At 65.4% G+C, this 23,555-nt stretch carries 24 protein-coding genes; 18 read left to right on the forward strand and 6 right to left on the reverse strand.

The features are described 5' to 3' along the window. Both IEX41_RS00385 and IEX41_RS00390 read right to left on the reverse strand, forming a co-directional pair. The gene (locus IEX41_RS00385) at positions 1–1,149 is read right to left on the reverse strand and encodes a cytochrome-c peroxidase (RefSeq protein WP_188787738.1); all 1,149 of its coding nucleotides are present in this window, start codon (positions 1,147–1,149) and stop codon (positions 1–3) included. A gap of 85 nt (positions 1,150–1,234) precedes the next feature. Further along, complete coding sequence (locus IEX41_RS00390; protein ID WP_188789194.1) at positions 1,235–1,852, reverse strand: lytic transglycosylase domain-containing protein; 618 nt, start codon at positions 1,850–1,852, stop codon at positions 1,235–1,237. 264 nt (positions 1,853–2,116) lie between these two features. Between IEX41_RS00390 and ssb the strand changes: the two genes are divergently transcribed. Then, positions 2,117–2,665, forward strand: coding sequence for a single-stranded DNA-binding protein (gene ssb, locus IEX41_RS00395; protein WP_188787740.1), 549 nt, complete (start codon positions 2,117–2,119; stop codon positions 2,663–2,665). Positions 2,666–2,752: 87 nt separating this feature from the next. Here ssb and IEX41_RS00400 read toward each other — a convergent pair whose 3' ends face one another. Beyond that, positions 2,753–3,865 (reverse strand): Ppx/GppA phosphatase family protein, encoded by a 1,113-nt coding sequence (locus tag IEX41_RS00400; protein WP_188787742.1) that lies wholly within the window; start codon positions 3,863–3,865, stop codon positions 2,753–2,755. Between the two features lie 934 nt (positions 3,866–4,799). Between IEX41_RS00400 and IEX41_RS00405 the strand changes: the two genes are divergently transcribed. From IEX41_RS00405 to IEX41_RS00430, 6 genes are all read left to right on the forward strand, one after another. Next, positions 4,800–5,105, forward strand: a complete 306-nt coding sequence (locus tag IEX41_RS00405; protein ID WP_188787744.1) for a virulence factor — start codon at positions 4,800–4,802, stop codon at positions 5,103–5,105. A 17-nt stretch (positions 5,106–5,122) separates the two neighbouring features. Continuing rightward, complete coding sequence (locus IEX41_RS00410; protein ID WP_188789195.1) at positions 5,123–6,046, forward strand: methylenetetrahydrofolate reductase; 924 nt, start codon at positions 5,123–5,125, stop codon at positions 6,044–6,046. Positions 6,047–6,065: 19 nt separating this feature from the next. Further along, positions 6,066–6,713: an HAD family hydrolase gene (locus tag IEX41_RS00415; RefSeq protein WP_188787746.1), complete on the forward strand. Its 648-nt coding sequence runs from the start codon at positions 6,066–6,068 to the stop codon at positions 6,711–6,713. Between the two features lie 6 nt (positions 6,714–6,719). Further along, complete coding sequence (locus IEX41_RS00420) at positions 6,720–7,772, forward strand: methyltetrahydrofolate cobalamin methyltransferase (RefSeq protein ID WP_188787748.1); 1,053 nt, start codon at positions 6,720–6,722, stop codon at positions 7,770–7,772. A gap of 184 nt (positions 7,773–7,956) precedes the next feature. Continuing rightward, positions 7,957–8,973 (forward strand): betaine--homocysteine S-methyltransferase, encoded by a 1,017-nt coding sequence (gene bmt, locus IEX41_RS00425; protein ID WP_188787749.1) that lies wholly within the window; start codon positions 7,957–7,959, stop codon positions 8,971–8,973. A 45-nt stretch (positions 8,974–9,018) separates the two neighbouring features. Next, positions 9,019–9,249 (forward strand): N-(5'-phosphoribosyl)anthranilate isomerase, encoded by a 231-nt coding sequence (locus tag IEX41_RS00430; protein ID WP_188787752.1) that lies wholly within the window; start codon positions 9,019–9,021, stop codon positions 9,247–9,249. A 61-nt stretch (positions 9,250–9,310) separates the two neighbouring features. Here IEX41_RS00430 and IEX41_RS00435 read toward each other — a convergent pair whose 3' ends face one another. Further along, complete coding sequence (locus IEX41_RS00435; RefSeq protein ID WP_229672850.1) at positions 9,311–10,384, reverse strand: PA0069 family radical SAM protein; 1,074 nt, start codon at positions 10,382–10,384, stop codon at positions 9,311–9,313. 178 nt (positions 10,385–10,562) lie between these two features. Here IEX41_RS00435 and IEX41_RS00440 point away from each other — a divergent pair, with 178 nt between their 5' ends. The 3 genes from IEX41_RS00440 to IEX41_RS00450 all read left to right on the forward strand — a co-directional run bounded on the left by IEX41_RS00440 (position 10,563) and on the right by IEX41_RS00450 (position 12,348). Beyond that, positions 10,563–11,267 (forward strand): cobalamin B12-binding domain-containing protein, encoded by a 705-nt coding sequence (locus IEX41_RS00440; protein ID WP_188787754.1) that lies wholly within the window; start codon positions 10,563–10,565, stop codon positions 11,265–11,267. 162 nt (positions 11,268–11,429) lie between these two features. Beyond that, the gene (locus IEX41_RS00445; protein ID WP_188787756.1) at positions 11,430–11,603 is read left to right on the forward strand and encodes a hypothetical protein; all 174 of its coding nucleotides are present in this window, start codon (positions 11,430–11,432) and stop codon (positions 11,601–11,603) included. 64 nt (positions 11,604–11,667) lie between these two features. Then, the gene (locus IEX41_RS00450; protein ID WP_373285598.1) at positions 11,668–12,348 is read left to right on the forward strand and encodes a DUF1638 domain-containing protein; all 681 of its coding nucleotides are present in this window, start codon (positions 11,668–11,670) and stop codon (positions 12,346–12,348) included. Between the two features lie 97 nt (positions 12,349–12,445). Here the strand turns inward: IEX41_RS00450 and IEX41_RS00455 are convergent, their stop codons facing one another. Continuing rightward, complete coding sequence (locus IEX41_RS00455; protein ID WP_188787758.1) at positions 12,446–14,077, reverse strand: polysaccharide deacteylase family 2 protein; 1,632 nt, start codon at positions 14,075–14,077, stop codon at positions 12,446–12,448. A gap of 191 nt (positions 14,078–14,268) precedes the next feature. Between IEX41_RS00455 and IEX41_RS00460 the strand changes: the two genes are divergently transcribed. The 7 genes from IEX41_RS00460 (at position 14,269) to lexA (ending at position 19,737) form a co-directional block, all read left to right on the forward strand. Further along, complete coding sequence (locus IEX41_RS00460) at positions 14,269–14,850, forward strand: anthranilate synthase component II (RefSeq protein WP_188787760.1); 582 nt, start codon at positions 14,269–14,271, stop codon at positions 14,848–14,850. Then, entirely contained in the window at positions 14,847–15,869 is a 1,023-nt protein-coding gene (gene trpD / locus IEX41_RS00465; protein ID WP_188787762.1) for an anthranilate phosphoribosyltransferase, read from the forward strand. Before IEX41_RS00460 ends, trpD begins: the two co-directional genes overlap by 4 nt. Continuing rightward, a complete protein-coding gene (locus tag IEX41_RS00470; protein WP_188787764.1) occupies positions 15,866–16,522 on the forward strand; it encodes a uracil-DNA glycosylase in 657 nt (218 codons plus the stop codon). Before trpD ends, IEX41_RS00470 begins: the two co-directional genes overlap by 4 nt. Then, positions 16,519–17,322 (forward strand): indole-3-glycerol phosphate synthase TrpC, encoded by an 804-nt coding sequence (gene trpC, locus IEX41_RS00475; RefSeq protein ID WP_188787766.1) that lies wholly within the window; start codon positions 16,519–16,521, stop codon positions 17,320–17,322. The genes IEX41_RS00470 and trpC overlap by 4 nt, the downstream gene beginning before the upstream one ends. Then, complete coding sequence (gene moaC / locus IEX41_RS00480) at positions 17,319–17,795, forward strand: cyclic pyranopterin monophosphate synthase MoaC (protein ID WP_188787768.1); 477 nt, start codon at positions 17,319–17,321, stop codon at positions 17,793–17,795. Before trpC ends, moaC begins: the two co-directional genes overlap by 4 nt. Continuing rightward, positions 17,792–18,958: a molybdopterin molybdotransferase MoeA gene (locus IEX41_RS00485; protein ID WP_188787770.1), complete on the forward strand. Its 1,167-nt coding sequence runs from the start codon at positions 17,792–17,794 to the stop codon at positions 18,956–18,958. The genes moaC and IEX41_RS00485 overlap by 4 nt, the downstream gene beginning before the upstream one ends. Before the next feature lie 83 nt (positions 18,959–19,041). Further along, entirely contained in the window at positions 19,042–19,737 is a 696-nt protein-coding gene (gene lexA / locus IEX41_RS00490) for a transcriptional repressor LexA (protein ID WP_188787772.1), read from the forward strand. On the opposite strand, the gene IEX41_RS00495 is transcribed toward lexA, so the two are convergent. Further along, the gene (locus IEX41_RS00495; RefSeq protein WP_188787774.1) at positions 19,694–21,853 is read right to left on the reverse strand and encodes a ComEC/Rec2 family competence protein; all 2,160 of its coding nucleotides are present in this window, start codon (positions 21,851–21,853) and stop codon (positions 19,694–19,696) included. The genes lexA and IEX41_RS00495 overlap by 44 nt on opposite strands. 188 nt (positions 21,854–22,041) lie before the next feature. On the opposite strand from IEX41_RS00495, the gene gltX reads away from it, so the two are divergent. Then, positions 22,042–23,487, forward strand: a complete 1,446-nt coding sequence (gene gltX, locus IEX41_RS00500) for a glutamate--tRNA ligase (RefSeq protein WP_188787776.1) — start codon at positions 22,042–22,044, stop codon at positions 23,485–23,487. The last annotated feature ends 68 nt before the right edge of the window (positions 23,488–23,555 follow it).

The following is a 23,555-nucleotide window of genomic DNA, read 5'->3' on the forward strand; positions in this document are numbered from 1 at the left end:
TCAGTCCTCCAAAAGAGGCTCGTACCGCTTGTCGGTCAGGGTCTTGAGAAAGGCCACCAGCGCATCGATGCGCTGATCATCAAGCGCGGGGCCGATGGTCAACTCGTCCATGGCGATGTTCTCCGCCACTTCTGGCGGACCGAAGGGGGCGCCGGTTTCGGGGTTGATTTTCCGGGCCTCGTTGCGCGTGTTGTAGGTGTTGTAGAACAGGATCACCGTGCGCAGATCCTCGAAAATGCCGTTATGCATGTAGGGCGCAGTCACAGCAACGTTGCGCAAGGTGGGCGTCCGGTAGCGCCCCATGGTCTCGGGCGGCGCTCCGGTGCCGGCGTTGCCATGAAGCCCGCCATCCTTGACCGTCACCGCGTTACGCTCGCGCAGTAGGCGGTTCTCGGGAACGCCGAGGTTGTAATAGCGATAGTCAGAAAACGTCTCTTCGGGGTCAATGGCGCTTGCCTGCAGCTGGTGGCACTGGTTGCAGTTGGTGAACTGCTGGGAGAAGAACAGCAGCCGCCCAAGCTCTTCCTGCTTGGTCAGCTCTACCTCGCCGCGCAGGAAGCGGTCGTAGCGGGAATCGAAGGTGGCGAACTCCGCGCCGCGCTCGAAGGCAGCGATGGCGCTGGTCATCGCGTCATAGGCGCTGTCCGGATCGTCCAGAACCCCGGCCCCGTACAATGCCGGGAAGGCCTGCGCATAGGCGGGATCGTCGCGCAGGCGGGCGGCGATGGCCTCGCGCCCGTCCATCCCCATCTCGAGTGGGTTGAGCGGAGGCCCGCCTGCCTGCTCTTCGAGCGTGCCGGCCCGGCCATCGTGGAACAACCCGCCGACCCATTCGCCATCCTCGGCCCGGCCAAAGCCGGGGATATAGGCGGCATAGGTGGCGGTGGGCGCATTGCGATCCCCGACCGAGGCCCCATCGTCACCAATGGACGCCGCACCGCGCGGGTCGGCAAAGCCATATTCGGGATCATGGCAGGTGGCGCAGCTTTGTGTGCGGTTGCGCGACAGGTTCACGTCGAAGAACAGCGCTCGCCCCAGCGCTTCGGCGGTCTGCGGCACCTCGGGCGCGGTGGAGCGCACCGCCGACGCGGCAAGCCCCGCGACAAGCGCGGCGGCAACGGCTAAACTGTAGATCGGGGCGGATCGCATGGCAGGCTCCTGCGCACGGGATTTTCCGCCTGTCTAGCGCCCTGCCCGGCCAGCGTCAATTTCCGATGGTTTTAGTCGGAAAGGCTCAACTGCCCCAGATGGTTTTCACGTAATTTCTTGTCTCGCGGTAAGGCGGCACGCCGCCGTGCTTGACCACCGCCCCGGGGCCGGCGTTGTAGGCAGCCAGCGCTAGCCGCCACGAGCCGAAGGCCTGATACTGCTGCTTGAGATAACGCGCTCCGCCCTCGAGGTTCTGCGCCGGATCGTGCGGGTCGACACCAAGCTGGCGGGCGGTGAACGGCATCAGCTGGGCAAGCCCGATGGCCCCCTTGTGCGAAAGGGCGCGGGGATTGAAGTTCGATTCCTGCTTCACGAGGCGCAGGAACAGATCCTCCGGGATGCCGTTGCGCCGTGCGGCCCCGCGCGCGAGATCAGCATAGGCGCCATTGTACGCACCGCGGTAGACCGGCTGGCTCGCCGCCTCGTCACCGCCCATGGGGCCCCACTTCGTCGGCGTCACCACCGATGGTGCGGCAAGGCGGACCTTGCTGCGCTTTTCTTCGTAGGCGCGCTTTTCAAGCACCCCGGTCTGCTGGCGGAATTGCATCCGGTTGCTGGAAAACAGGCCGTCGGCCGAGGCGGACGTCGCCCCCAGCGCAGCACACACAAGCACGGGCAGAACCCGCTTCGCCAAACCTCGCATCAATCACCCTGTCCTGGTCTTCACTATCCCTGAGGCGCACTATACGGATCACGCCGATTTTCGCCACCCCCGGGCCATGCAGCGCGCAGACACCCGCCGATGCGCCAGCAGAGCCCCCTGTTTGGGCAGGAAATCATTAACTATGTCGCGTCATGATGGAATGCGCCGCGAGGGCCGTTCGCCGGTGGCGTCCCCCCGGGGGGACGTGTAAACCTGACGGCCAACCCCATCGGGGAAGAATCGGAACAAAGACATGAGGACGACATGGCCGGATCGGTGAACAAGGTGATCCTGGTGGGCAATCTCGGGGCGGACCCCGAGACGCGCACCTTCCAGAACGGGGGCAAGGTCTGCAACCTGCGCATCGCGACCTCTGAGAACTGGAAGGACCGCAACACCGGCGAGCGCCGCGAGCGGACCGAATGGCATTCGGTCGCGATCTTCTCGGAGCCGCTGGCGCGCATCGCCGAGCAATACCTGCGCAAGGGCTCCAAGGTCTACATCGAAGGCCAGCTGGAAACCCGCAAGTGGCAGGACCAGTCCGGCGCGGACCGCTACAGCACCGAAGTTGTGCTGCGCCCCTACCGTGGCGAACTGACGCTTCTGGACAGCCGCCAAGGCGGCGGTGGCGGCGACTTCGGTGGTGGCTCGGGCGGCGGCAACTATGGCGGCGGCGGTGGTGACTACAGCGGTGGCGGCGGCGATTACGGCGGCGGCTCCGGTGGAGGCTACGGCGGCGGGTCCAGCGGCGGCTCCGGCGGTGGTGGCGGTCGCGCCCCATCGCGCGATCTGGACGACGAAATCCCGTTCTAAGGCGCCAGCGCCCCATTGCACATCCAAACGGCCCGCCAGATTGGCGGGCCGTTCTTCATTCTGGATCAGGCGGTTGGGGCTCGCTTTTCAGAGAGGTCCGTCCTCGAGCACACCGTCCGCCGACATCTGCGCGTAAAGCAGCCCTTCGCGCAGGCCACGGTCTGCAACGGACAGCCGGTCCGTGGGCCAGATCCGCAAAAGCGCCTGCAAAATCGCCGCCCCGGACATGATAAGAGCCTGCCGGTCCTCCCCGATGCGTGGATCCTTGCGCCGCCCTGCCGGCCCCATCTCGAGGTAGCGGGCGATCACCGTTTCGATCTGGTCCGAGGTCATGCGCAGCCCGTCCACCTTGGTCCGGTCATACCGCCGCAGCCCCAGATGAGACGCCGCCACCGTGGTCACCGTGCCGCTGGTGCCGACGATCTGGAACCCCTCGCGTGCCTGCGCATCCTTGTAGGGCGCGAATTCCGCGAGGTTTTCTTCGAAGAACCAGCTCATCAAGGCATAGCGGGCCGCGTCGTCCTCCACGTCCGAGAACTGGTCGCGGAGCGTGGCCACCCCGAGGGGCACGGAAATCCAGTCGACCACCTTGGCGGCGGGAAACGGGCTTTCGGGCGGATGGAACCCCGCATGCAACCGCATGATCGCCGCAGGCCGGTCGCGCCGGGGGACGGAGTTGAGGTCGATCCACACAAGCTCGGTCGAGCCGCCGCCGATATCCACAACCAGTAGCTGTTCGGTCCGCGTTGAAACCAGCGGCGCACAGGAAATCACGGCCAGCCGGGCTTCTTCCTCTGGCTGGATGATCTCGAGTTGGAGGCCGGTTTCGCGCTTCACTTGACGCATGAAATCGCGGGCATTGACCGCACGGCGGCAGGCCTCGGTGGCCACGAGCCGCATGCGTTCCACCCCGTGACGGCGGATCTTTTGCTGACACACCCGCAAGGCACCGATGGTGCGTTGCATGGAGGCACGCGACAGCCGCCCGCTCCTTTCGAGGCCGTGCCCGAGCTGGACCGACTTGGAAAACGAGTCCACCACATGGAACTGGCTGCCCTTTGGCTGGGCAATCAGCATGCGGCACGAATTTGTACCCAGATCCAGAGCGGCATAAAGCGCGCTCGGATCGGGCGGTTGGGGCGCGGAGTTCTCTACCGGCTTTGGGAAAACGTCCGCACCTCTGGGACGCCTTGGCGCCATGTCTGAGCGCCTTTCCGAATTTTAAGTTGGGATCAGGATACGCGGCGTGTCCCGGTGGCGCAAGCACCATGGGCCTACGCCCCGAAAGGATTGTCGAAAAATGTCATCGAGAAGTCGTTTTCCGGGACCTCCAAGTGTCGCAGGGCATCGCGTGTAGCGGGCTGAAGGTCATCGATCAAAACCCTGTGACTGCTCGGATTTTTTCAGTCTAAGCCGCACCGGCGGCCCGGTCTGTGCGGCAAGGTCGTCGCTTAAGGTGCCCGGCTCGGAGCTACGGCGCACCCGGTCAAGGCGCCCAAGGTCCGGGCTGGTGACAAGCCATATCCGAAGGACGTGATGCCGGATGAGCGAAGCGGCCCGATTGCCCCTCTTGATGCCAGAAGAAGACGTCGGGATCGGGGTCCATGGGCAGGTTCACCACCCCGCCCCGCAGCGTGCGGCTGTTGCGAGGCTCGTGCAGCTCAATCACCGGGCGGGTGCAGGCCGACAGCATGCGTTTCAGCGGGTCGTGGGTGGCGCAGAGCCGCCGCCAGCCTTCGCACCTTTCCCAGAGCCGGGAGCGACAGAGGCGGTGCCGCAGTCCAGACGCTGCTCCGCCTCACCCGGAAGCGGAACCGCGGGGGCAATCCGAGCCAGCGCGGCCTTGACCGCCGATCATCCGGACTTCGGCACAGCCCTGTAGGCGACCCGGCATTTATGCGTGGCCATCACCATACACGCCCTGCCCATAAGCGCCGGACAGCGCTGCCACCACGCGGGTAACATGAGGAACTTTCATAGTTTCTATGGAAAATTTTCAGTTCCGCTCATATGGCGCCGCGCGCCGGGCTGGCGTAGGAAGGCGTCGCTCATCGCGCCGCTTGTGTCGGAACCGGAACCTGCGGCGCGCTTACCTCACGCTACTATCGTCCTTACCGGACCCGGAGACGCTACCATGCCCGACGTCACCATCGTCTATTGGCGGGACATTCCCGCGCAGATCATCGTCGGCCGCGGCCGACGCGGCGCCAAGGCGCCCCTGCCCGAACGCTTCGAACAGGCGATCGACCGGGCGGCGATGAAGGTCGGGGCAGCGGACACGGACGCCTATCTTGCCGAATGGCGTAAGGGCGAACCCTACCCGGTGGACGGAGATGCACAGGCCGCGGCGGATGCCGAAGCCGCCCGCATCGATGCCGAATACGATCAGGCCCGTATCAAGGCGCTGATCGCAAACGATGGATGGGCGCCGCCCGAATGAGCACGAAGGATTGGCTGATGGGTCTTCTGAACTTCCGCAAACCGAAAGCGACCCCCGCACATGGCGGTCTTGACGATCTGCTGGGCGGCTACTCCATCGAGGTGATGCCGCGCACCGCCGAGAAGGTCGAGGATTTCCGCGCCATCCTGCCGAAAGGCACCCGCGTCTACATCGCCCACATTCAGGGCACCCCGATCGAGGACATGGTCGCCACCGCTGCGCGCATCGCCGGCGAAGGCTTTGATGTCATGCCGCATTTTCCCGCCCGCATCATCAAGGATGAGGCCACGCTAACGGACTGGATCGCCCGCTACCAAGGCGAAGCAGGTGTGAAGCAGGCGTTGGTCCTCGCGGGCGGTGTCTCCGAGCCCGAGGGCGAATTCCACAGCTCCATGCAGCTGCTGGAAACCGGCGCCTTCGACCGCGCGGGCTTTGAGCGGCTGCACGTGGCCGGCCACCCCGAGGGCAACCGCGACATCGACATGGACGGCGGCGACACGTCGGTGATGGAAGCGGCCCGCTGGAAGCAAGCGTTCTCCGAACGTACCGATGCGCAGATGGCCATGGTCACCCAGTTCGCCTTCGAGGCGGGCCCGGTGTTGGACTGGGCGCAGCGGCTGCGGGACGGCGGTGTGGACCTGCCGGTGCACATCGGGCTTGCGGGGCCGGCCAAGCTTCAGACGCTGATCAAGTTCGCGATCGCCTGCGGTGTCGGCCCGTCGCTGAAGGTCCTCCAGAAGCGCGCGCTTGACGTGAGCAAGCTGGTGATGCCCTACGAGCCCACCGAGATTGCTGTGGAACTGGCCGCTCGGAAGGCGCAAGCCAATGATTTTCCTGTAGAGCAGGTGCATCTCTTCCCGCTTGGCGGTATCAAGACCTGCGCCGCATGGGCAACCGAACATGGCGGCGCGGCAACGCAACCGGCCGCCTCGGCGGTCTGAACACCCGGAACGGACCTTCATGAAAGCCCTGCTCTTCGATCTTGACGGAACCCTGTTGATCTCCGACCCGCTGCACATCGCGGTGTTTGGGGATCTCTTCGCCGAACGGGACATGGAGTTTTCCGAGGAGTTCTATGAGCGCCAGATCCACGGCTCGCACAATGCCGACATCTTCCCAAAGCTGTTCCCGGGCGAAGACCCCGAGGCGCTGGCCGAGGAAAAGGAAGCGCGCTTTCGCGAGCGGCTGACCACGGGCACCCCGCCCATGGCCGGCGCGCGGGCGTTGCTGGATCTGGCCCGGGACAAGGGCTGGGCGCTGGCGGTGGTCACCAATGCGCCACGCATCAACGCCGAGCACATGCTGAAGGCCATCGGCCTGCGGGACGATTTCGAGGTGCTGGTGATCGGCGACGAATGTGCCAAGGGCAAGCCCGATCCCGAACCCTATCTCGAGGCGATGCGCCAGCTGGGCGTACGCCCGCAGGATTGCATTGCCTTCGAGGACAGCCAGAGCGGCATGCGCGCCGCCGCCCGGTCCGGGGCCTACCCGGTGGGCATCTGTTCGGGTCTGGCGCCCGACCGGCTGTTCGAGGCGGGCGCAAAGGCCGCCATCGAAGATTACGAAGACGACGCGCTGCAAGCCATCCTTGCGCGCCTTGAGGAGTAAGAAGACATGACCAGGACCGTTATCGAGTCCCAGAGCAAGACCGTCACCATCGGCTTCGACGAGCCGTTCTGCGTGATCGGCGAGCGCATCAACCCCACCGGCCGCAAGAAGCTCGCAGCCGAACTTGAGGCCGGTGACTACTCGACCGTCGAAAATGACGCCATCGCGCAGGTGGCGGCCGGGGCCGCGGTGCTCGATATCAACGCGGGCGTGGTCTACAACTCGAACCCCAACCCCAACGAGACCGAGCCGCCCCTCATGCGTTCCATCGTCGAGCTGGTGCAGGGCCTCGTGGACGTGCCCCTGTGCATCGACAGCTCCGTGCCAGGCGCGCTCGAGGCCGGGCTCGAGGCTGCCAATGGCCGCCCGCTGCTGAACTCGGTCACCGGCGAGGAAGAGCGTCTCGAGCTGGTCCTGCCGCTGGTCAAGAAATACAACGTGCCGGTCGTGGCGATCTCGAACGACGACACCGGGATTTCCGAAGACCCCGACGTGCGCTTTGCCGTGGCCAAGAAGATCGTGGAGCGCGCTGCCGATTTCGGCATTCCCGCCCATGACATCGTGGTCGATCCGCTGGTGATGCCCATCGGCGCCATGGCAACCGCGGGCCAGCAGGTGTTCGCCCTCGTGCGCCGCCTGCGCGACGAGCTTGGAGTGAACACCACCTGCGGCGCGTCGAACATCAGCTTCGGCCTGCCCAACCGTCACGGCATCAACAACGCTTTCCTGCCCATGGCAATCGGCGCCGGCATGACCTCGGCCATCATGAACCCCGTGGCCCTGCCGGTCACACAAAAGGCCATCGCCGAGAAGAAGGCCGCCGTGGAGGCCGCCGGTATCGTCCTGCCGGAAGGCATGGATGACGAGACCTTCGTGAGCCTCTTCGGCCTTGGATCCACCACCTCGAGGGCCGGCAAGGAGATGGAGGCGATCCGCGCCGCCAACCTGCTCAACAACCAGGATCCGCACGGCGGGTCGTGGATTGCCTTCAACAAGGCCGGCGACCAAGGCGGGCCGACCAGTGGACGCCGGGGTGGCGGTCGTCGTCGGCGCGGCTGAACCACGCCTTACTTGATAAAACACGCACGTTGAACACGCAGGCGGGGTGCCATAAGGGTGCCCCGTCTTTCGGTTTTCAGGCGCTGTTCACGGGGGCGGTTTCATAATCATTGTGAGGATTATGAATTTGCTTCACCGGCGCCGTTATGGAAAACCAGCCACCAGATACAAAGGCTGACCACTGATGTCCGACGCTCTTTCCGAACTTCTTGCCACACGCGACTGGCTTCTGGCCGATGGCGCGACCGGCACGAATCTTTTCAACATGGGTCTCAGCTCGGGCGATGCGCCGGAGTTCTGGAACGTGGATCACCCTGATCGCATTCGCGCGCTCTACAAGGGCGCCGTGGACGCTGGCTCGGACATCTTCCTCACCAACAGCTTCGGCGGCAACGCCTCGCGGCTGAAACTGCACGACGCCGCCCACCGCGCCCACGAACTGAGCCGCATTTCGGCCGAACTGGGCCGTGACGTGGCCGATGCCTCCGGCCGCAAGGTGGTCGTCGCGGGCTCGGTCGGCCCCACCGGCGAGATCATGGGCGCCGTCGGCACGCTCAGCCACGAAAGCGCCGTGGAGATGTTCGAGGAAACCGCGCAGGGCCTCAAGGATGGTGGCGCGGATGTGCTCTGGGTCGAGACGATCTCGGCCCCCGAGGAATTCCGCGCCGCGGCCGAGGCCTTTGCCAATGTCGGCATGCCCTGGTGCGGCACCATGAGCTTCGACACCGCTGGGCGCACCATGATGGGCGTGACCAGCCAGGACTTCGTGGGCCTCGTGGACGAGCTGCCCAACCCGCCGCTGGCCTTCGGCGCCAACTGCGGCGTGGGCGCGTCGGACCTGATGCGCACGGTACTGGGCTTTACCGCCACGGGCACCGAACGCCCGGTGATCGCCAAGGGCAACGCCGGCATTCCGCGCTACGAGGATGGCCATATCCACTATAACGGCACGCCCGAACTGATGGCGCAATATGCCTGCCTTGCCCGCGATGCCGGCGCGAAGATCATCGGCGGCTGCTGCGGCACCATGCCGGAACACCTGAGTGCCATGCGCGCGGCGCTGGAAACCCAGCCGCGCGAGCCGCGCCCGACGCTGGAACAGGTGGCCGAAGTGCTTGGCGGGTTCAGCTCGGACAACGACGGCACCGGCGATATGTCGGACGCGCCAAAGCGCGAGCGGCGCGGGCGTCGTCGCAGCTGACGCCGTTGGCGAAAACTTAACCACCCCGGTGACAGACTCGAGCGCATGCAACCTGCGCCCCTGCCCATCTCGCCGGATCTTTGGCTCACGCAGCTTTTCGCATCGCGTACCGCTGCGACGGGCGGCGTGGTGCGGCGCAAGACACGGGATATCGAACGGATTGTCGGACATGAGCGTTTCATGGCGGAACTGGACAGGCACGGCTTTCGGGCCGTGCAGAACGGAGGGCAGACCATCGTGTTCTGCAACCGTGAGCCGGCGCATGTCCTGCGATGACCGCGCTGCGGCGAGGCTGGGCAAATTCCTTGCAAGGAATTTGCGGTCCCGGCGCGCAGGCTCAGAACAGGCTCAGCTGGTCTCCGGCCCGTGGCGGCGGCGCGAAGAGATCCGTGCGCAGCGGCGGCAGCCTGCGGTCGAGGCCGAGGCGCCGCGCCGCCCGTGCAAACCGCTTGCCGATCAGCTCCGCATGCGGCCCATCGCCGCGCATCCGGTGATGCCACTGGCTGCTGTAGACCTCGCCCCCGTGCATTTCGCGCAGCCGGGCCATGACCCGCGCGGCGCGGTCCGGGTAATGCTCGGCCAACCAGTCCTGCCACAGCGGGGCCACCTCGCGCGGCAGTCGCAGCATAATCCAGCTTGCCGCCGAAGCCCCCGCCTCTGCCCCGGCTTCGAGGAGGCGTTCGACCTCGTGATCGGTCAGCCCCGGCACCACCGGGGAGACCATGAGCCGGACCTCTATGCCTGCAGCGCTCAGGCGCCGTATGGTCTCGAGTCGACGCTTTGGGGGCGGAACGCGCGGCTCCATTTTGCGGCTCAGCCCGGCGTCGAGCGTGGTGATGGAGATACCGACCCGGGCCAGACCACGCGCGGCCATGTCCGACAGTATGTCGATGTCGCGCTCGATCAGCGTGCCCTTGGTGACGATGCCCACCGGATGCCGGAAAGCGCGCAGCACTTCGAGACAGCCGCGCATGATGCCCCGGTCCCGCTCGATGGGCTGGTACGGATCGGTGTTGGTGCCGATGGCCACTGCCTCCGGCACGTAACGCTGCGCACGCAGCTCGCGCGCGAGCACCTCCGGTGCGTCCGGTCGGGCCACCAGCCGCGTTTCGAAATCAAGCCCCGGCGACAGACCGAGGTAGGCATGACTTGGCCGCGCAAAGCAGTAGATGCAGCCATGCTCGCACCCCCTGTAGGGGTTGATGGTGCGGTCGAAGGGGATGTCCGGCGAACGCACGTAGTTGATCAGGCTGCGGGGCCGTTCCTCGCTGACCTCGGTGCGCAGGGGCGGCAGATCATCGTTGCGGTCCCATCCATCGTCCACTGCCTCCCGGGCATGGCGTTCGAACCGACCGCTGTCGCTGGTCGCCGCGCCCCGCCCGCGGCGCCGTTCGGAGGGGATAAAGCGCATGCCGTCCTGCATGGCACGACCATAGAACGTATGCGGAACATCCGCAACAGCGGCCCTCATGCGTCGTTGACGCGCCCGCGCGTGTCGCAAATATTCAAGCGTCTGTCGCTCCTCGGCGTCAGGCAGGAAGATGACCACCCCCGCGTGCAAAGCCACGCCAGAACCCGGGAAGACGCCCATGTCCGATGAAGAAGACGACATCATCCTGAGCGAACTCGACGACGACGAGCTTGTCGAACAGATGTTCGATGACCTCTACGACGGCATGAAGGACGAGATCGTCGAAGGCGTGAACATCCTGCTTGAACGCGGATGGCAGCCCTACGACATCCTCACCAAGGCGCTGGTCGGCGGCATGACCGTGGTCGGCAACGACTTCCGCGACGGTATCCTCTTCGTACCCGAGGTGCTTCTGGCCGCAAACGCCATGAAGGGCGGCATGGGGATCCTCAAGCCTCTGCTGGCCGAAACCGGCGCGCCGACCATCGGCAAGATGGTCATCGGCACTGTCAAGGGCGACATCCACGACATCGGCAAGAACCTCGTGGCGATGATGATGGAGGGCGCGGGCTTCGAGGTGATCGACCTCGGGATCAACAACCCGGTCGAGAACTACATCGACAAGGCCGCCGCCGAGAAGGCCGACATCATCGGCATGTCCGCTCTTCTGACCACCACCATGCCCTACATGAAGGTGGTCATCGACACGATGAAGGAACAGGGCATCCGCGACGATTACGTTGTGCTCGTGGGCGGCGCACCGCTCAACGAGGAGTTCGGCAAGGCCATCGGTGCCGACGCCTATTGCCGCGACGCTGCGGTCGCGGTGGAAACCGCCAAGTCGCTCATGGCTCGCCGCCACAACCAGGCCGGCATGGCCTGAACCAGCCGCGCCGGGCAGCCCTTGCCCGGCGCCGCCCCAATGATGCGCCCTGACATGGCAACCTAACGGAAGGTTCATGGTTTACGCCAACAGTCGTTGAAAGCTGGGAAATTCGGCTTATATTCGTGAAAAGACCCGATCTGATGTGCAGAGGAGTGCAGCATGCCGGTGACCCATTTCGTGACCATGATCGTTGCAGTTCTTGCACTTTCTGGGCTGACCCTCTGGGCGTTCCTGTCCTGGGGCGCCGGTACGGTGGTTCCGCTGCTTCTGGCCGCAGGGCTTGCACTTCGCTGGGCCATGTCGCCCGTCAAGCTTGACGATGGACACGCCTGACCGCCCGGTTCCGGTTGCAGTCGCACCGACCTTGGCCAGCCGTACCAGAAGCCACACAAGGGTTGTGGCAACGATCCCCGACGATCAGACCCTGACCGAGAAAGGCTTTGACGCTGCGCCCGATACAGAGGCAGACACGAGGCCTGGCATGGTGCCCGAGGCCGAGCGCCTTCTGGTGATCGCCTGTGGCGCTCTTGCGCGTGAGATCATAGCCATTCGCGACGCATCCGGCTTGTCGCATATCGATCTGACCTGCCTCCCCGCCATCCTTCACAACCATCCGGACCGGATCACAGGCGCGGTGGAAGACGCCGTGCAGAAGCACAAAGGCAGCCACGCCCGGATCTTCGTCGCCTACGCCGACTGCGGCACCGGAGGACAGCTCAGGACCGCCTGTGACCGTCTCGGGGTCGAGATGATCGACGGCCCCCATTGCTACGCCTTCTACGAGGGGCTGACCCAGTTCGCCGAGCGCGACGACGCCACCAGCTTTTACCTCACCGATTTCCTTGTCCGGCAGTTCGATGCCTTCGTGTGGAAGCCGCTGGGCCTCGACCGCCACCCCGAGCTGCGGGATATGTATTTCGGCAATTACAGGTCACTGGTCTACCAAGCACAGACCGATGATCCGGAGCTGGACGTGCGTGCGCGCATCTGCGCCGACAGGCTGGGGCTACGCTACGAACGCAGACTTACCGGCTACGGGGATCTCGGGGCCGCGCTTCGTGACTGGGTCAGGGACTGACGCGCTCCAATAGGGGCGCTCAGTGACCGAAGGCCGGTGACTGACAAGCTGGTTGCTTCAAGCCAGTCCCCAAGCGCTTCAGACCCAAGTCCCCGGCTCAGCCGCCCGTGGTACGTCGCAGCAGCGCCGAAACCGGCACCATAGCCACGCTGCTGGCGCGGTCCTGAAGCCCCCAGAGCAGCAGCGCCGACACTGTGTCGGCCCGCAGCCGTCCAAGCATCACGACGCCCTCTTCCTGCCGCGCCTTGAACGCGGCCTGGTCGAGGAAGCGGCGCATCACGCGTGGATCCTGCCCTTGCCCGTCAAAATCGCGGAACACACTGATGGCGGGTACGCCTTCGCGCTGCGCGAGGGTTTGTCCGGTGTTGAACCCTCTGGGTTGCAGCAGCAGCCCATGGCCGGACTGCGACAGGTAGCCTGCCGCCTGCTCGGTCATGGCGCGGCCCGCCTGCAGTCCCATGACGGGATCCTCCATCACGGCCACCGCTTCGGGCACGGCCCCAAGCGCCCCTTCGAGCGCCACCTCGAGATCCGAAGCCTGCGCCCCCTCTGGCGCGCCGGCGATGGTCAAAACCTCAAACCCCTCCGCGCGGTAGGCTGCGGCGGTCGCGGCAGCGTCGGGATGCGACGGTGAGATCGCGAAGCTGACCGGGAACGGAAATTCCCCCACGGAGTCCGGCCCCAGCGGCCCGCTGCCATCGTCGATCAGGACGATCGACATCCACGGATCCTCGGGCGCTGCATCAAATGCTGCGGCAAAGCGGCGAATGGGCCGACTGTCATCGACCTCGGCATCGGAGTTTGGCGCGGCGCTGTCTCCGCCAATGCTCGGTAGGCGGCTGGACGATGCGCTGCCGTTGCGGTTGATCAATGTGCCGGCACGGGTGCCGATGATTTCACGCGGCGCGTCGCTGTCATCGGTGTCCGTGGCAGCTTCAGGGGCTTCGGCTACTTCCGGGTCGGCCTCGGGCGTGATCTGTGGCATCACGCGCGGCTGCACCTGGGCCATTTGCTCCGGGGCCTCCGCAGCCTCAACAGGAGCGTCAGCCGGGTCCGCCTCGATGGCTGCAGTTTCGGCCCGATCATCGGCGGGCGCAGGGGCGGCCTCCGGCTCCGGATCAAGGCCCAGTATAGGTTCGGCAGAGGCCGTGTCGATCTCGGGGGTGGTGTCCGGCCCGGGCGTCTGCGGTGCGTCGGGAAGCTCCTCAAGGCGCGCTTCCGGGTCGGAGACCCCGGCGTTGGCGCGAGGCGCTTCCGACTCGGCGGGCTGCTCGGGCAGTGGCGTGATCTGCGTTGTCGCCTCTGGCGGGGTATCGTTGTCCGCGGCACCGGACGGAACACTGTCGGCGGGCGCGCTGGACGCGGTGTCCGGCAGCGCCGGGGCCTCGGGGCGGCCTGCTGTGCCGTCCGATTCCATGCCTTGGGCGGGCATGACCGGTGCAGCGGCATCAGGCTGCGGAGACTGCATCGCCATCTGCGGCTCTTGGGTTTCGGTCACAGGCGGCTCGGAGGGGGGCAATGGCTCGAGGTCCGAGGCAGGCTCTTCGGACGTGACCACGGGCTCCTGCTGCATAGCGCCCGGCATGACGCTATCTGAGCCTTTTGGATCCGGAGCGGTCCGTTCGGCAATCTGCCGGTCCGGCGGCCCTACCGCGATGGCCAGCACCCCGGCCCCGGCCACAGACACCACGGAGCCGATCACGATCCCAGCCACAAAACCCTTCGACATCACCTGTGCCTCTGCCTTGCCTCGCAAGGGCGATCCGCCCCGCCTGTTGCCTTGCGCTCCGCACCTTGACCGGCGCGCTGATGGGCGGGTCCTGTCCCGAACCCTTTGACGGCGCATCCCCTTGACGCTGCACCGTCCTCGGGCGCATGTATACCCCCAACACGACCCTGCCTTCCAGCCGAGATTGCCCCATGCTTCTGCTCATCGACAACTATGACAGCTTCACCTGGAACCTCGTGCACTACGTGGGCGAGCTGGGCACCGATGTGAGGGTGGTCCGCAACGATGCTCTGACCGTGCAGGACGCCATTGCGATGAACCCCGCGGGCATCCTGCTGAGCCCTGGCCCCTGTGATCCCGACCAGGCAGGCATCTGCCTTGCCCTGACCGAAGCCGCCGCCGAAACCCGCACGCCGCTCTTCGGCGTCTGCCTTGGGCACCAGACCATCGGCCAGAGCTTTGGTGGCAAGGTGGTCCAGCATTCCGAGATCGTGCACGGCAAGATGGGCACCATGCATCACGACGACACCGGCGTGTTTGCCGGCCTGCCCAGCCCTTATGAGGCAACCCGCTACCATTCGCTGGTGGTAGAGCGTGAGAGCCTGCCCGATTGCCTTGTCCCCAATGCGTGGCTGGAGGACGGCACCATCATGGGCCTGCGCCACCGCGACCTGCCTATCCACGGCGTGCAGTTCCACCCCGAGAGCATCGCCTCGGAGCATGGGCACGCCCTGATCCAGAACTTCCTGAAGACCATGAAAGTCCCTGCATGAGCGACCGCCTCAAGCCGTTGATCGGCACCGCCGCCACCCGTCCGCTCACGCGCGAGGAGGCCGAGACCGCCTTTGACGTGCTGTTCGAGGGTGAAGCGACCCCGGCCCAGATGGGTGGCTTTCTCATGGCCCTGCGGACCCGTGGCGAAACGGTGGAAGAATATGCCGCCGCCGCCAGCGTCATGCGCTCGAAGGGTCACAAAGTCGATGGGCCCGCGGGCGCCATCGACATCGTCGGCACTGGCGGTGATGGCAAGGGCACGCTGAACATCTCGACTGCGACGGCCTTCGTGGTCGCCGGCGCTGGCGTGACTGTTGCAAAGCACGGCAACCGCAACCTGTCGTCGAAGTCGGGCTCAGCCGATGCCATCGCCCAGATGGGCATCGAGGTGATGCTGCCCGCTACAGCCATCGCCCCCATCCTGCGTGACGTGGGCATCTGCTTCATGATGGCCCCCATGCACCATCCGGCGATGAAGCATGTTGCCCCGGTGCGCATGGAACTTGGGACAAGAACGATCTTCAACATACTGGGGCCGCTCACAAATCCCGCCGGGGTCAAGCGCCAGCTCACCGGCGCCTTTTCCCGTGAGATGATCCGCCCAATGGCCGAGACCCTCGCCGCGCTTGGGTCGGAGCGGGCCTGGCTGGTGCACGGCTCGGACGGAACGGACGAGCTGGCGATTTCCGGAATGAGCTGGCTTGCCGCGCTCGAAGAGGACGGCACCGTGCGCGAAAGTGAGATCCACCCCGAGGATGCGGGCCTGCCGGTCCATCCCTTCGAGGAGATCGTGGGCGGCACCCCGGCCGAGAACGCCGAGGCCTTCCGCGCCCTGCTGAACGGCACAAAGACCGCTTACCGCGACGCAGTGTTGCTAAACTCCGCCGCCGCGTTGGTGGTCGCCGGAGCCGCGGACGATCTGCGTGCCGGGGCCGACATGGCGCGCGCAAGCATCGACAGCGGCGCGGCACTGGCCAAGGTCACGGCTCTGGCAGAGGCCTCGCAGAAGGCCGCATGAGCGCCCTTGTCCCGCCCAACTGGGCGCATCTGCCGTTCTTCACCGAGGATCTGCCCCGCATCGACGCCTCGCTTTCAGGCGTGGCGGACGTCCTGCCGCCAGAACATCAGCGCTTCGCGGCGCTCGAGGCCGCCGCGCCCGATGATGTGCGCGTGGTAATCCTTGGGCAGGACCCCTACCCGACGCCCGGCCACGCCCATGGGCTGGCCTTCTCGGTCGAACCGGATGTGCGGCCTTTGCCGCGCTCTCTGGGCAACATCTTCAAGGAGCTCGACGCCGAATTCGGCGCGGTGCCGCCGAACGGAGACCTCCGGTTCTGGGCCGCCCAAGGGGTGCTTTTGCTCAACACCGCGCTGTCGGTGCCTGCCCGGAACGCTGGGGCCCATGCCCGGCTTGGCTGGTCGAAACTTACGTCGCAAGTGCTTGAAACCCTGTCGGAACGCCCCCGTGCCTTCATCCTCTGGGGAAACCATGCGCAGAGCTTTGCCAAACACATTCACGGGGATGAACACCTTGTGCTGACATCAGCCCACCCGTCTCCGCTGTCCGCAAGACGCGGCTTTTTCGGCTCGCGCCCCTTTTCCCGCGTGAACGAGTGGCTTAATGCAAGGGGCGAACCCCCGATCAACTGGACCACGCCGGAGGCCCGATGACACAGACGATCCTCGACAAGATCAAGGCCTACAAGCTCGAAGAGGTCGCCGCTGACAAGGCCGCCGTGCCCTACGCCGAGGTTGAGGCCGCTGCGCGCGCGGCTTCTCCGGTGCGTCCCTTTGCAGAAGCGCTTCGTAAGGCATCGGCCACAGGCTATGGCCTGATTGCCGAGGTCAAGAAAGCGTCGCCGTCCAAGGGACTGATCCGCGAAGATTTTCATCCCGCGACACTCGCAGCCGCTTATGAGCGTGGCGGTGCCACCTGCCTGTCGGTGCTTACCGATACGCCATCTTTCCAGGGCGCCAAGCCTTTCCTGACCGAGGCACGTGCGGCGACGTCACTGCCAGCGCTGCGCAAGGATTTCATGTACGACACCTACCAGGTGGCCGAAGCCCGCGCCCTTGGCGGTGACTGCATCCTCATCATCATGGCAAGCGTCTCGGACGCGCAGGCGGCCGAGCTCGAGGATGCCGCCCTTGGCTGGGGTATGGACGCCCTGATCGAGGTGCACGACGCCAGCGAACTGGAAAGAGCCCTTCGCCTGAAGTCCCCACTGATCGGCATAAACAATCGCAATCTCAAGACCTTCGAGACCACGCTTGATACTTCGCGTGAACTGTCGAAGGGTGTCGGCGATGATCGCCTTCTGATCTCTGAATCGGGTCTGAACACGCCTGAAGACCTTGCGGATATGGCATCTTGCGGGGCGCGGACGTTCCTCATCGGAGAAAGTCTCATGCGCAAGGAAGACGTCGAGCAGGCCACGCGCGATCTGCTGCGCAATCCGGTGCCCGCATGAGCGGCCTTACCCATTTTGACGCCAAGGGCGATGCCCACATGGTCGATGTCTCGGAAAAGGCAGTGACTGCCCGCATCGCGACGGCGGAAGCCTACGTCAAGATGGCTCCTGAAACCTTTGATATCATTACTGAAGGTCGGGCCAAAAAAGGTGACGTGATCGGCATTGCCCGGCTTGCGGGCATCATGGGTGCGAAGAAGACGCCGGATCTCATCCCGCTGTGCCACCCGCTCCCCGTGTCCAAGGTCTCGGTTGACCTGATCCCGGACCCGGAACTTCCGGGCCTGCGGATCGAGGCGACGGTCAAGACCACCGGCCAGACCGGCGTGGAGATGGAGGCCCTGACCGCCGCTTCCACCGCGGCGCTCACGGTCTATGACATGGCTAAGGCCGTTGATCGCGCCATGGTGATTGGCGGCCTTCGCGTGGTTCTGAAAGACGGTGGAAAATCAGGAAGATACGAGGCGACATGATCACCGTATCCGAAGCGCTCGACCGACTGTTCTCACTGGTGGAGCCGCTCGGAATCGAAGAGGTTCCGCTGTTGGGGGCCTCCGGCCGGGTGCTTGCCGCCCCGGTTGAGGCAATGCGCGATCAGCCGCCCTTTGCCGCCTCGGCCATGGATGGCTATGCCGTGACAGACGCCCGTCCGGGCATGAGCTTTGACGTGATCGGCGAAGCCGCAGCGGGGGCGCGGTTCGACGGTCTTGTCGGCGCCGGACAGGCGGTCCGGATCTTCACCGGTGCGCCGGTACCCGAAGGCGCCACCACCGTGGTCATCCAGGAGGATATTGATCGCGACGGCGGGCGCATCACCATCACCGACCGCTTCAGCCGCGGCGACCATATACGCCCCGCTGCAGGGGATTTCCGCAAGGGTGACCGCATCGATGCACCTCGTCGGCTGGGCCCACAGGACATCGCCTTGATGGCGTCCATGAACATCGCCAGAGTTCCGGTGATCCGTCGTCCGAAAGTGGCGCTGATCTCCACCGGGGATGAACTGGTGATGCCCGGAGAGCAGCCGGGGCCGGATCAGATCATCGCTTCGAACACCTTCGGTCTGCATGCCCTTCTGCGCGACCTGGGCGCCGAGCCAAGGCTGATGCCAATCGCCCGTGACACCGAAACGTCCCTGCGCAACGTGTTCGGCATGGTGGATGATGCGGACCTCGTGGTGACCATTGGCGGGGCTTCTGTCGGGGATCATGACCTCGTGGCCAAGGTGGCCGGAGACATGGGCCTTGATCGAGCCTTCCACAAAGTGGCAATGCGCCCGGGCAAGCCCCTCATGTCGGGACGGCTGGGCAATGCCATGATGATCGGCCTGCCCGGAAATCCCGTTTCTGCAATGGTTTGTGGGTATGTTTTCATCGCCCCCGTCATCCGCGCGATGCAAGGGCTTGGCCGCGAAGCCGTTTCCCGCACCACGGCGCCACTGGTCGCGCCGCTCGAGGCCAACGGCCTGCGCGAGCACTACATGCGCGCCCGGCTCGGCCCCGACGGAGTGTCCGCGTTCGACAGGCAGGACAGCTCGTTGCTCAGCATCCTCGGCGAAGCCGACGCATTGATCGTGCGGCCCCCGCACGATCCCCCAAGGAACACCGGCGACATCGTGCAAATCGTTCGCCTCTAAGCGAAATCCGCATGGCATGGCGTTGACACAAAACGAGAACATGGCTAGAACAAAAGGAACCAACAACAGCGGGAACACGCGACATGCTGACCAGAAAACAACTGGATCTTCTTGATTTCATCAACAAGCGACTGCAGCGCGACGGTGTTCCCCCCAGCTTTGATGAAATGAAGGAAGCGCTTGATCTTAGGTCGAAATCCGGGATCCATCGCCTGATCACCGCGCTCGAGGAGCGGGGCTTCATCCGTCGGTTGGCCCACCGTGCCCGCGCCATCGAGATCGTGAAGCTGCCCGAAAGCCTTGGCGGCAAGCCGCAGGGTTTTTCCCCCGAGGTCATCGACGGCGACCGCCCCGATGGGCGCCCTGCCAATGCGCAGCCCATCAGCAATATCGAGGCAATGGAGCTGCCGGTGCTGGGCCGCATCGCCGCCGGCGTGCCGATCCAAAGCATTTCCGACAATCCGCCGAACATTGCTGTTCCGGGCGCCATGCTCAGCTCGAACGCCAAGCACTACGCTCTTGAAGTCAAAGGCGATTCCATGATTGGCGCAGGGATCAACGATGGCGATGTCGTGATCATCCGCGAATCCGGATCGGCCGACAACGGCGATATCGTGGTGGCGCAGGTCGATGGTTACGAAGCAACGCTCAAACGGTTCCGAAAGAAGGGTGACACCATCGTTCTCGAAGCGGCCAACCCGGCTTACGAGCCGCGTGTGCTGCCGTCCGGATCGGTCAAGGTTCAGGGCCGTCTCGTCGGATTGATCCGGACCTACTGAACGTCTGTTCCGGCGGCTGGGGCGCGAGGCGCTCCAGCCATGCCGAAGCAAGAACAAGCCAGTCTCTGACCTCGGGCCAATTGTTCCGGTCCGCCCGGTGCCACAATCGCGCCCCCGCGGCAGTTTCAAAGCGCGGCCCCTCTGGCACCAGCCAGACGGCGACTGATCCGGTCTTCCGGAGACGCTTCGGGTCGTAGATGTCACAATTGGGATGGTCCGGCAGGTCCACGCTGGAGACCACCAGCCCGGGCGTCTGACAACCTTCGAAGCTTTCCGCTGCGCGCTTGCCTTGCAGGTGTGTGACCTCCAGCCCCGCGAAATGGATGCGCGCCTGACGCTCCGGGGCCCCACCGGGCCATAGCGCGGCAGCTCCCGCCTGATCGCGGCTGTCTCCGTCATTTTCGAGCCATATCCCCGCAACGAAGCTTGCACCCCGGTCCCGCGACAAGGCGCGACCCCGTTCGGTCATGGCTCCCACGAGGGTGCCGGTGTCGGCGATGAGCAGGTCGGGCCGGCTCGCACTGCTCCACAGGATGGCCGCCACCAGCATCGGGACAAAGCCTGCCCAGCGGGTCCGGCCATGCCAGAGGGCGATGAACAGCGCCCCGAGGGCCAGCAGCGGCAATACCGTGCCATCGGGGGCCACGATGCGCCCGACGGATCCGTCCCAGCCCGACACTGTCCGCGCGACGGTCAGGATCCACCAAAGACCGATCTCCATGACCCGGAGCGCCAGCCAGTCGAGGCCCAGCGGCATCAGCAGCGCCGCCACCACTGCCATAGGCACCACGAGCACGCCCATCACTGGCACCGAAACCAGATTCGCAACCAACCCGTAGTGGGACATCAGGTTGAAATGGGCCATGGCAACCGGTGCTGTCGCCAGGGACGCGGTGATGGATGACACCAACAGCGACACCCCCGGGCGTGCCCATCCCGGCGCGCCGCTTTCAAGGCGCGCCTCCCGCAGCCACCCGAAGACCACCACCAGCGCGACAGTCGCGGCGAAGGACATCTGGAACCCGGGGCCCAGCAATGCCTCGGGGCGCAGCACCAGCACGACGAGCGCCGCCAGCGCCACCGCCCTCAGCGACAGCGCGCGGCGGTCGAAGATCACAGCGAGCAGCATCACCGACACCATCACGAAGGCCCGTTCGGTCGCGACGTTGCCTCCCGATAGGGCGAGATACCCGGAGGCGGCCACCAGCGCCACCCCTGCGGCCAGCTTCTTGCCGGGCCAACGGTGGCGACTGTGGGTATGCAGCAGGAACCCCAACCGGGCCGCGCCAAAGACGAAGCCCGCGAGCAGCCCCATGTGCAGGCCCGAAATCGCCAGCAGATGCGCGAGGTTGCTGTGTCGCAGCGCCTCGAGCGTCTCCTGTCCCATCCCCGAGCGATCGCCGGTCATGATGGCTGCGGCAAAGGCGCCCGTCTCGCCCGGCAGTAGTCGCTGGACCCGGGCCGACAGCCACATGCGCGTCTTGGAGATCCATTGCCCACTTGCTGGAGGCTCCAGCAAAAGCAGAGGCGTGCGGGTGTAGCCGACGGCCCCGAGCCCGAGGAACCATGCGTGTCGGCGGAAATCGAAGCCCCCGGGTTCTGCAGCGCCCCCGGGGGCAGACAAATGGCCGGTGGTTATCACCACCTGACCCGGCTTCGGGTCAAGGAATCCCTGGTCGCCATGCAGCGATACCCGCACCTGCGCCGGCGTGTCATCAGGTGCCATGCGCCTCAGAACCACGCGGTCGAGTGTCAGCCGGACCGCGTCAGAGGCAGAGCGGTCGATCTTGACCACGCGGCCCTCAATGGGGCCGTAATAGCGGAAATCCAGTTGCGGGCCGGCCACCATGTGCGCCCGAAGCCCGGCGAGGGCGAGTCCCAGCCCGATCAGCCCGGCCGCGACGACGAGGGGTGCGTGCCCCACCCAAAGTCGCCGCGCCAAGGCCACCGCCACCAGCCCGAGCGCCCCCGACAGGACAAGCGCCCAAGGCGGTGGTTCGGTTGACAGCGAGAAATACAGCCCGATCCCGCCGGCCAGCGCCACAGGCACCCAGGGAAACAGGTGTCCCCGCTGACCGGTCAACCCCTCCTGAAGCCGTGCCGCGATCTGCCGCATACTTATCCCCGCTCTTCGGCCCGGACGCCAGCTTCCGTCTTCTGGTCCTGCCGCCCGGCCCCGTACTTGCCCCTGACCCGTCCGGTGGGTAAGGAACGCCCTAAGACCGTAGCTCCGTCATGGTTACCGGGCCGTTAATGCCAACACCGCGGACCGTGACGGCTCAAGGCCACTGAAGAAGGTACCGCATGTCCGCCGCATCCTCCGCCGACACCCCGTCCACCGACCGCCCGGTTGTCACCCGTTTCGCCCCGTCGCCCACCGGCTACCTGCACATCGGCGGCGCCCGCACCGCCCTGTTCAACTGGCTCTACGCACGCGGCCGCGGTGGCCGTTTCCTGCTGCGCATCGAGGACACGGACCGTGCGCGTTCGACCCCCGAGGCAACGGCGGCAATCCTCAAGGGCTTGGCGTGGCTTGGCCTCGATCATGACGGCGAGGTGGTGAGCCAGTTCGAAGGCGCTGCCCGTCACGCTGAGGTGGTCAACGAACTGCTGGCCAAGGGTCAGGCCTACAAGTGCTTCTCGACCCAAGAGGAAATCGAGGCCTTCCGCGAAGCTGCCCGCGCCGAGGGCCGCAGCACCCTGTTCCGCAGCCCGTGGCGCGATGCCGATCCGGCGACCCACCCCGATGCGCCTTACGTGATCCGCCTGCGCACCGCCGAGGATGGCGAGACCGTCATCAACGACGAAGTTCAGGGCCGCGTCGCGATCCGCAACGATCAGCTTGACGACATGATCCTGTTACGCTCGGATGGCACTCCGGTGTATATGCTGGCGGTGGTCGTGGACGACCACGACATGGGCGTGACCCATGTGATCCGGGGGGACGATCACCTGAACAACGCGGCACGGCAGATGGGCATCTACACCGCCATGGGCTGGCCGCTGCCGGTCTATGCCCACATCCCGCTGATCCACGGCCCCGACGGCAAGAAGCTGTCGAAGCGCCACGGCGCCCTCGGGGTCGATGAATACCAGAAGATCGGCTACCCCGCCGCGGGCATGCGCAACTACCTGGCCCGCCTCGGCTGGAGCCACGGCGACGACGAATTCTTCACCGATGAGCAGGCGATGGAATGGTTCGATCTTGGCGGAATCGGCAAGGCCCCTGCACGGCTGGATTTCAAGAAGCTCGATCACGTCTGCGGACAGCACATCGCCGCCGCGGACGATGCTGCACTGCTGCATGAAATCGAGGCATTTCTTGACGTCACCGATCAGCCGGCACTTGATGCGACGCAACGTGACGGCCTGACGCGCGGCATGTATTGCCTGAAAGAGCGCGCGAAAACGATCCCGGAACTGCTTGAAAAGGCTGAGTTCGTTCTGGCGAAAGCGCCGCTGCAGCCGGACGAGAAGGCGCAAAAGGCGTTGGATGATGTATCCCGTGGTATACTGGCGACATTGACGCCGCAGCTGCAAAGTGCTAGCTGGTCGCGGGATGAACTTGAGGGGTTGATGGCGGCGTTTGCCGAAGCACAGGGGACGAAGTTCGGCAAGCTTGCCGCCCCCCTGCGTGCCGCGCTTGCCGGCCGTGCCGTGACCCCTAGTGTATTCGACATGATGCTGGTGCTCGGCAAGGAGGAGACAATCCTTCGCATTGAGCAGGCAGCAACCCCGGCCGCCAGCTGACGGCGACGGTCGGGGAATGGGCCTGACGGCGCTAACCTAGCGGACCGCAAGGCCATGTGCAGAATGAT

It is taken from the genome of Salipiger pallidus (assembly GCF_014643635.1).
Taxonomy (GTDB): Bacteria; Pseudomonadota; Alphaproteobacteria; order Rhodobacterales; family Rhodobacteraceae; genus Salipiger; species Salipiger pallidus.

Bases quoted from the DNA above. Each gene is read 5' to 3' on its own strand.
- IEX41_RS00495 (WP_188787774.1), bottom strand. From the start codon at position 21,853: ATGCGGCAGATCGCGGCACGGCTTCAGGAGGGGTTGACCGGTCAGCGG.
- IEX41_RS00430 (WP_188787752.1), top strand. From the start codon at position 9,019: ATGCAACCTGCGCCCCTGCCCATCTCGCCGGATCTTTGGCTCACGCAG.
- bmt (WP_188787749.1), top strand. From the start codon at position 7,957: ATGTCCGACGCTCTTTCCGAACTTCTTGCCACACGCGACTGGCTTCTG.
- lexA (WP_188787772.1), top strand. From the start codon at position 19,042: ATGCTGACCAGAAAACAACTGGATCTTCTTGATTTCATCAACAAGCGA.
- IEX41_RS00485 (WP_188787770.1), top strand. From the start codon at position 17,792: ATGATCACCGTATCCGAAGCGCTCGACCGACTGTTCTCACTGGTGGAG.
- trpD (WP_188787762.1), top strand. From the start codon at position 14,847: ATGAGCGACCGCCTCAAGCCGTTGATCGGCACCGCCGCCACCCGTCCG.
- IEX41_RS00390 (WP_188789194.1), bottom strand. From the start codon at position 1,852: ATGCGAGGTTTGGCGAAGCGGGTTCTGCCCGTGCTTGTGTGTGCTGCG.
- IEX41_RS00440 (WP_188787754.1), top strand. From the start codon at position 10,563: ATGTCCGATGAAGAAGACGACATCATCCTGAGCGAACTCGACGACGAC.
- IEX41_RS00460 (WP_188787760.1), top strand. From the start codon at position 14,269: ATGCTTCTGCTCATCGACAACTATGACAGCTTCACCTGGAACCTCGTG.
- IEX41_RS00445 (WP_188787756.1), top strand. From the start codon at position 11,430: ATGCCGGTGACCCATTTCGTGACCATGATCGTTGCAGTTCTTGCACTT.
- ssb (WP_188787740.1), top strand. From the start codon at position 2,117: ATGGCCGGATCGGTGAACAAGGTGATCCTGGTGGGCAATCTCGGGGCG.
- IEX41_RS00415 (WP_188787746.1), top strand. From the start codon at position 6,066: ATGAAAGCCCTGCTCTTCGATCTTGACGGAACCCTGTTGATCTCCGAC.
- IEX41_RS00410 (WP_188789195.1), top strand. From the start codon at position 5,123: ATGGGTCTTCTGAACTTCCGCAAACCGAAAGCGACCCCCGCACATGGC.
- gltX (WP_188787776.1), top strand. From the start codon at position 22,042: ATGTCCGCCGCATCCTCCGCCGACACCCCGTCCACCGACCGCCCGGTT.
- IEX41_RS00455 (WP_188787758.1), bottom strand. From the start codon at position 14,077: ATGTCGAAGGGTTTTGTGGCTGGGATCGTGATCGGCTCCGTGGTGTCT.
- IEX41_RS00435 (WP_229672850.1), bottom strand. From the start codon at position 10,384: ATGCGCTTTATCCCCTCCGAACGGCGCCGCGGGCGGGGCGCGGCGACC.
- IEX41_RS00385 (WP_188787738.1), bottom strand. From the start codon at position 1,149: ATGCGATCCGCCCCGATCTACAGTTTAGCCGTTGCCGCCGCGCTTGTC.
- trpC (WP_188787766.1), top strand. From the start codon at position 16,519: ATGACACAGACGATCCTCGACAAGATCAAGGCCTACAAGCTCGAAGAG.
- IEX41_RS00405 (WP_188787744.1), top strand. From the start codon at position 4,800: ATGCCCGACGTCACCATCGTCTATTGGCGGGACATTCCCGCGCAGATC.
- moaC (WP_188787768.1), top strand. From the start codon at position 17,319: ATGAGCGGCCTTACCCATTTTGACGCCAAGGGCGATGCCCACATGGTC.
- IEX41_RS00470 (WP_188787764.1), top strand. From the start codon at position 15,866: ATGAGCGCCCTTGTCCCGCCCAACTGGGCGCATCTGCCGTTCTTCACC.
- IEX41_RS00400 (WP_188787742.1), bottom strand. From the start codon at position 3,865: ATGGCGCCAAGGCGTCCCAGAGGTGCGGACGTTTTCCCAAAGCCGGTA.
- IEX41_RS00420 (WP_188787748.1), top strand. From the start codon at position 6,720: ATGACCAGGACCGTTATCGAGTCCCAGAGCAAGACCGTCACCATCGGC.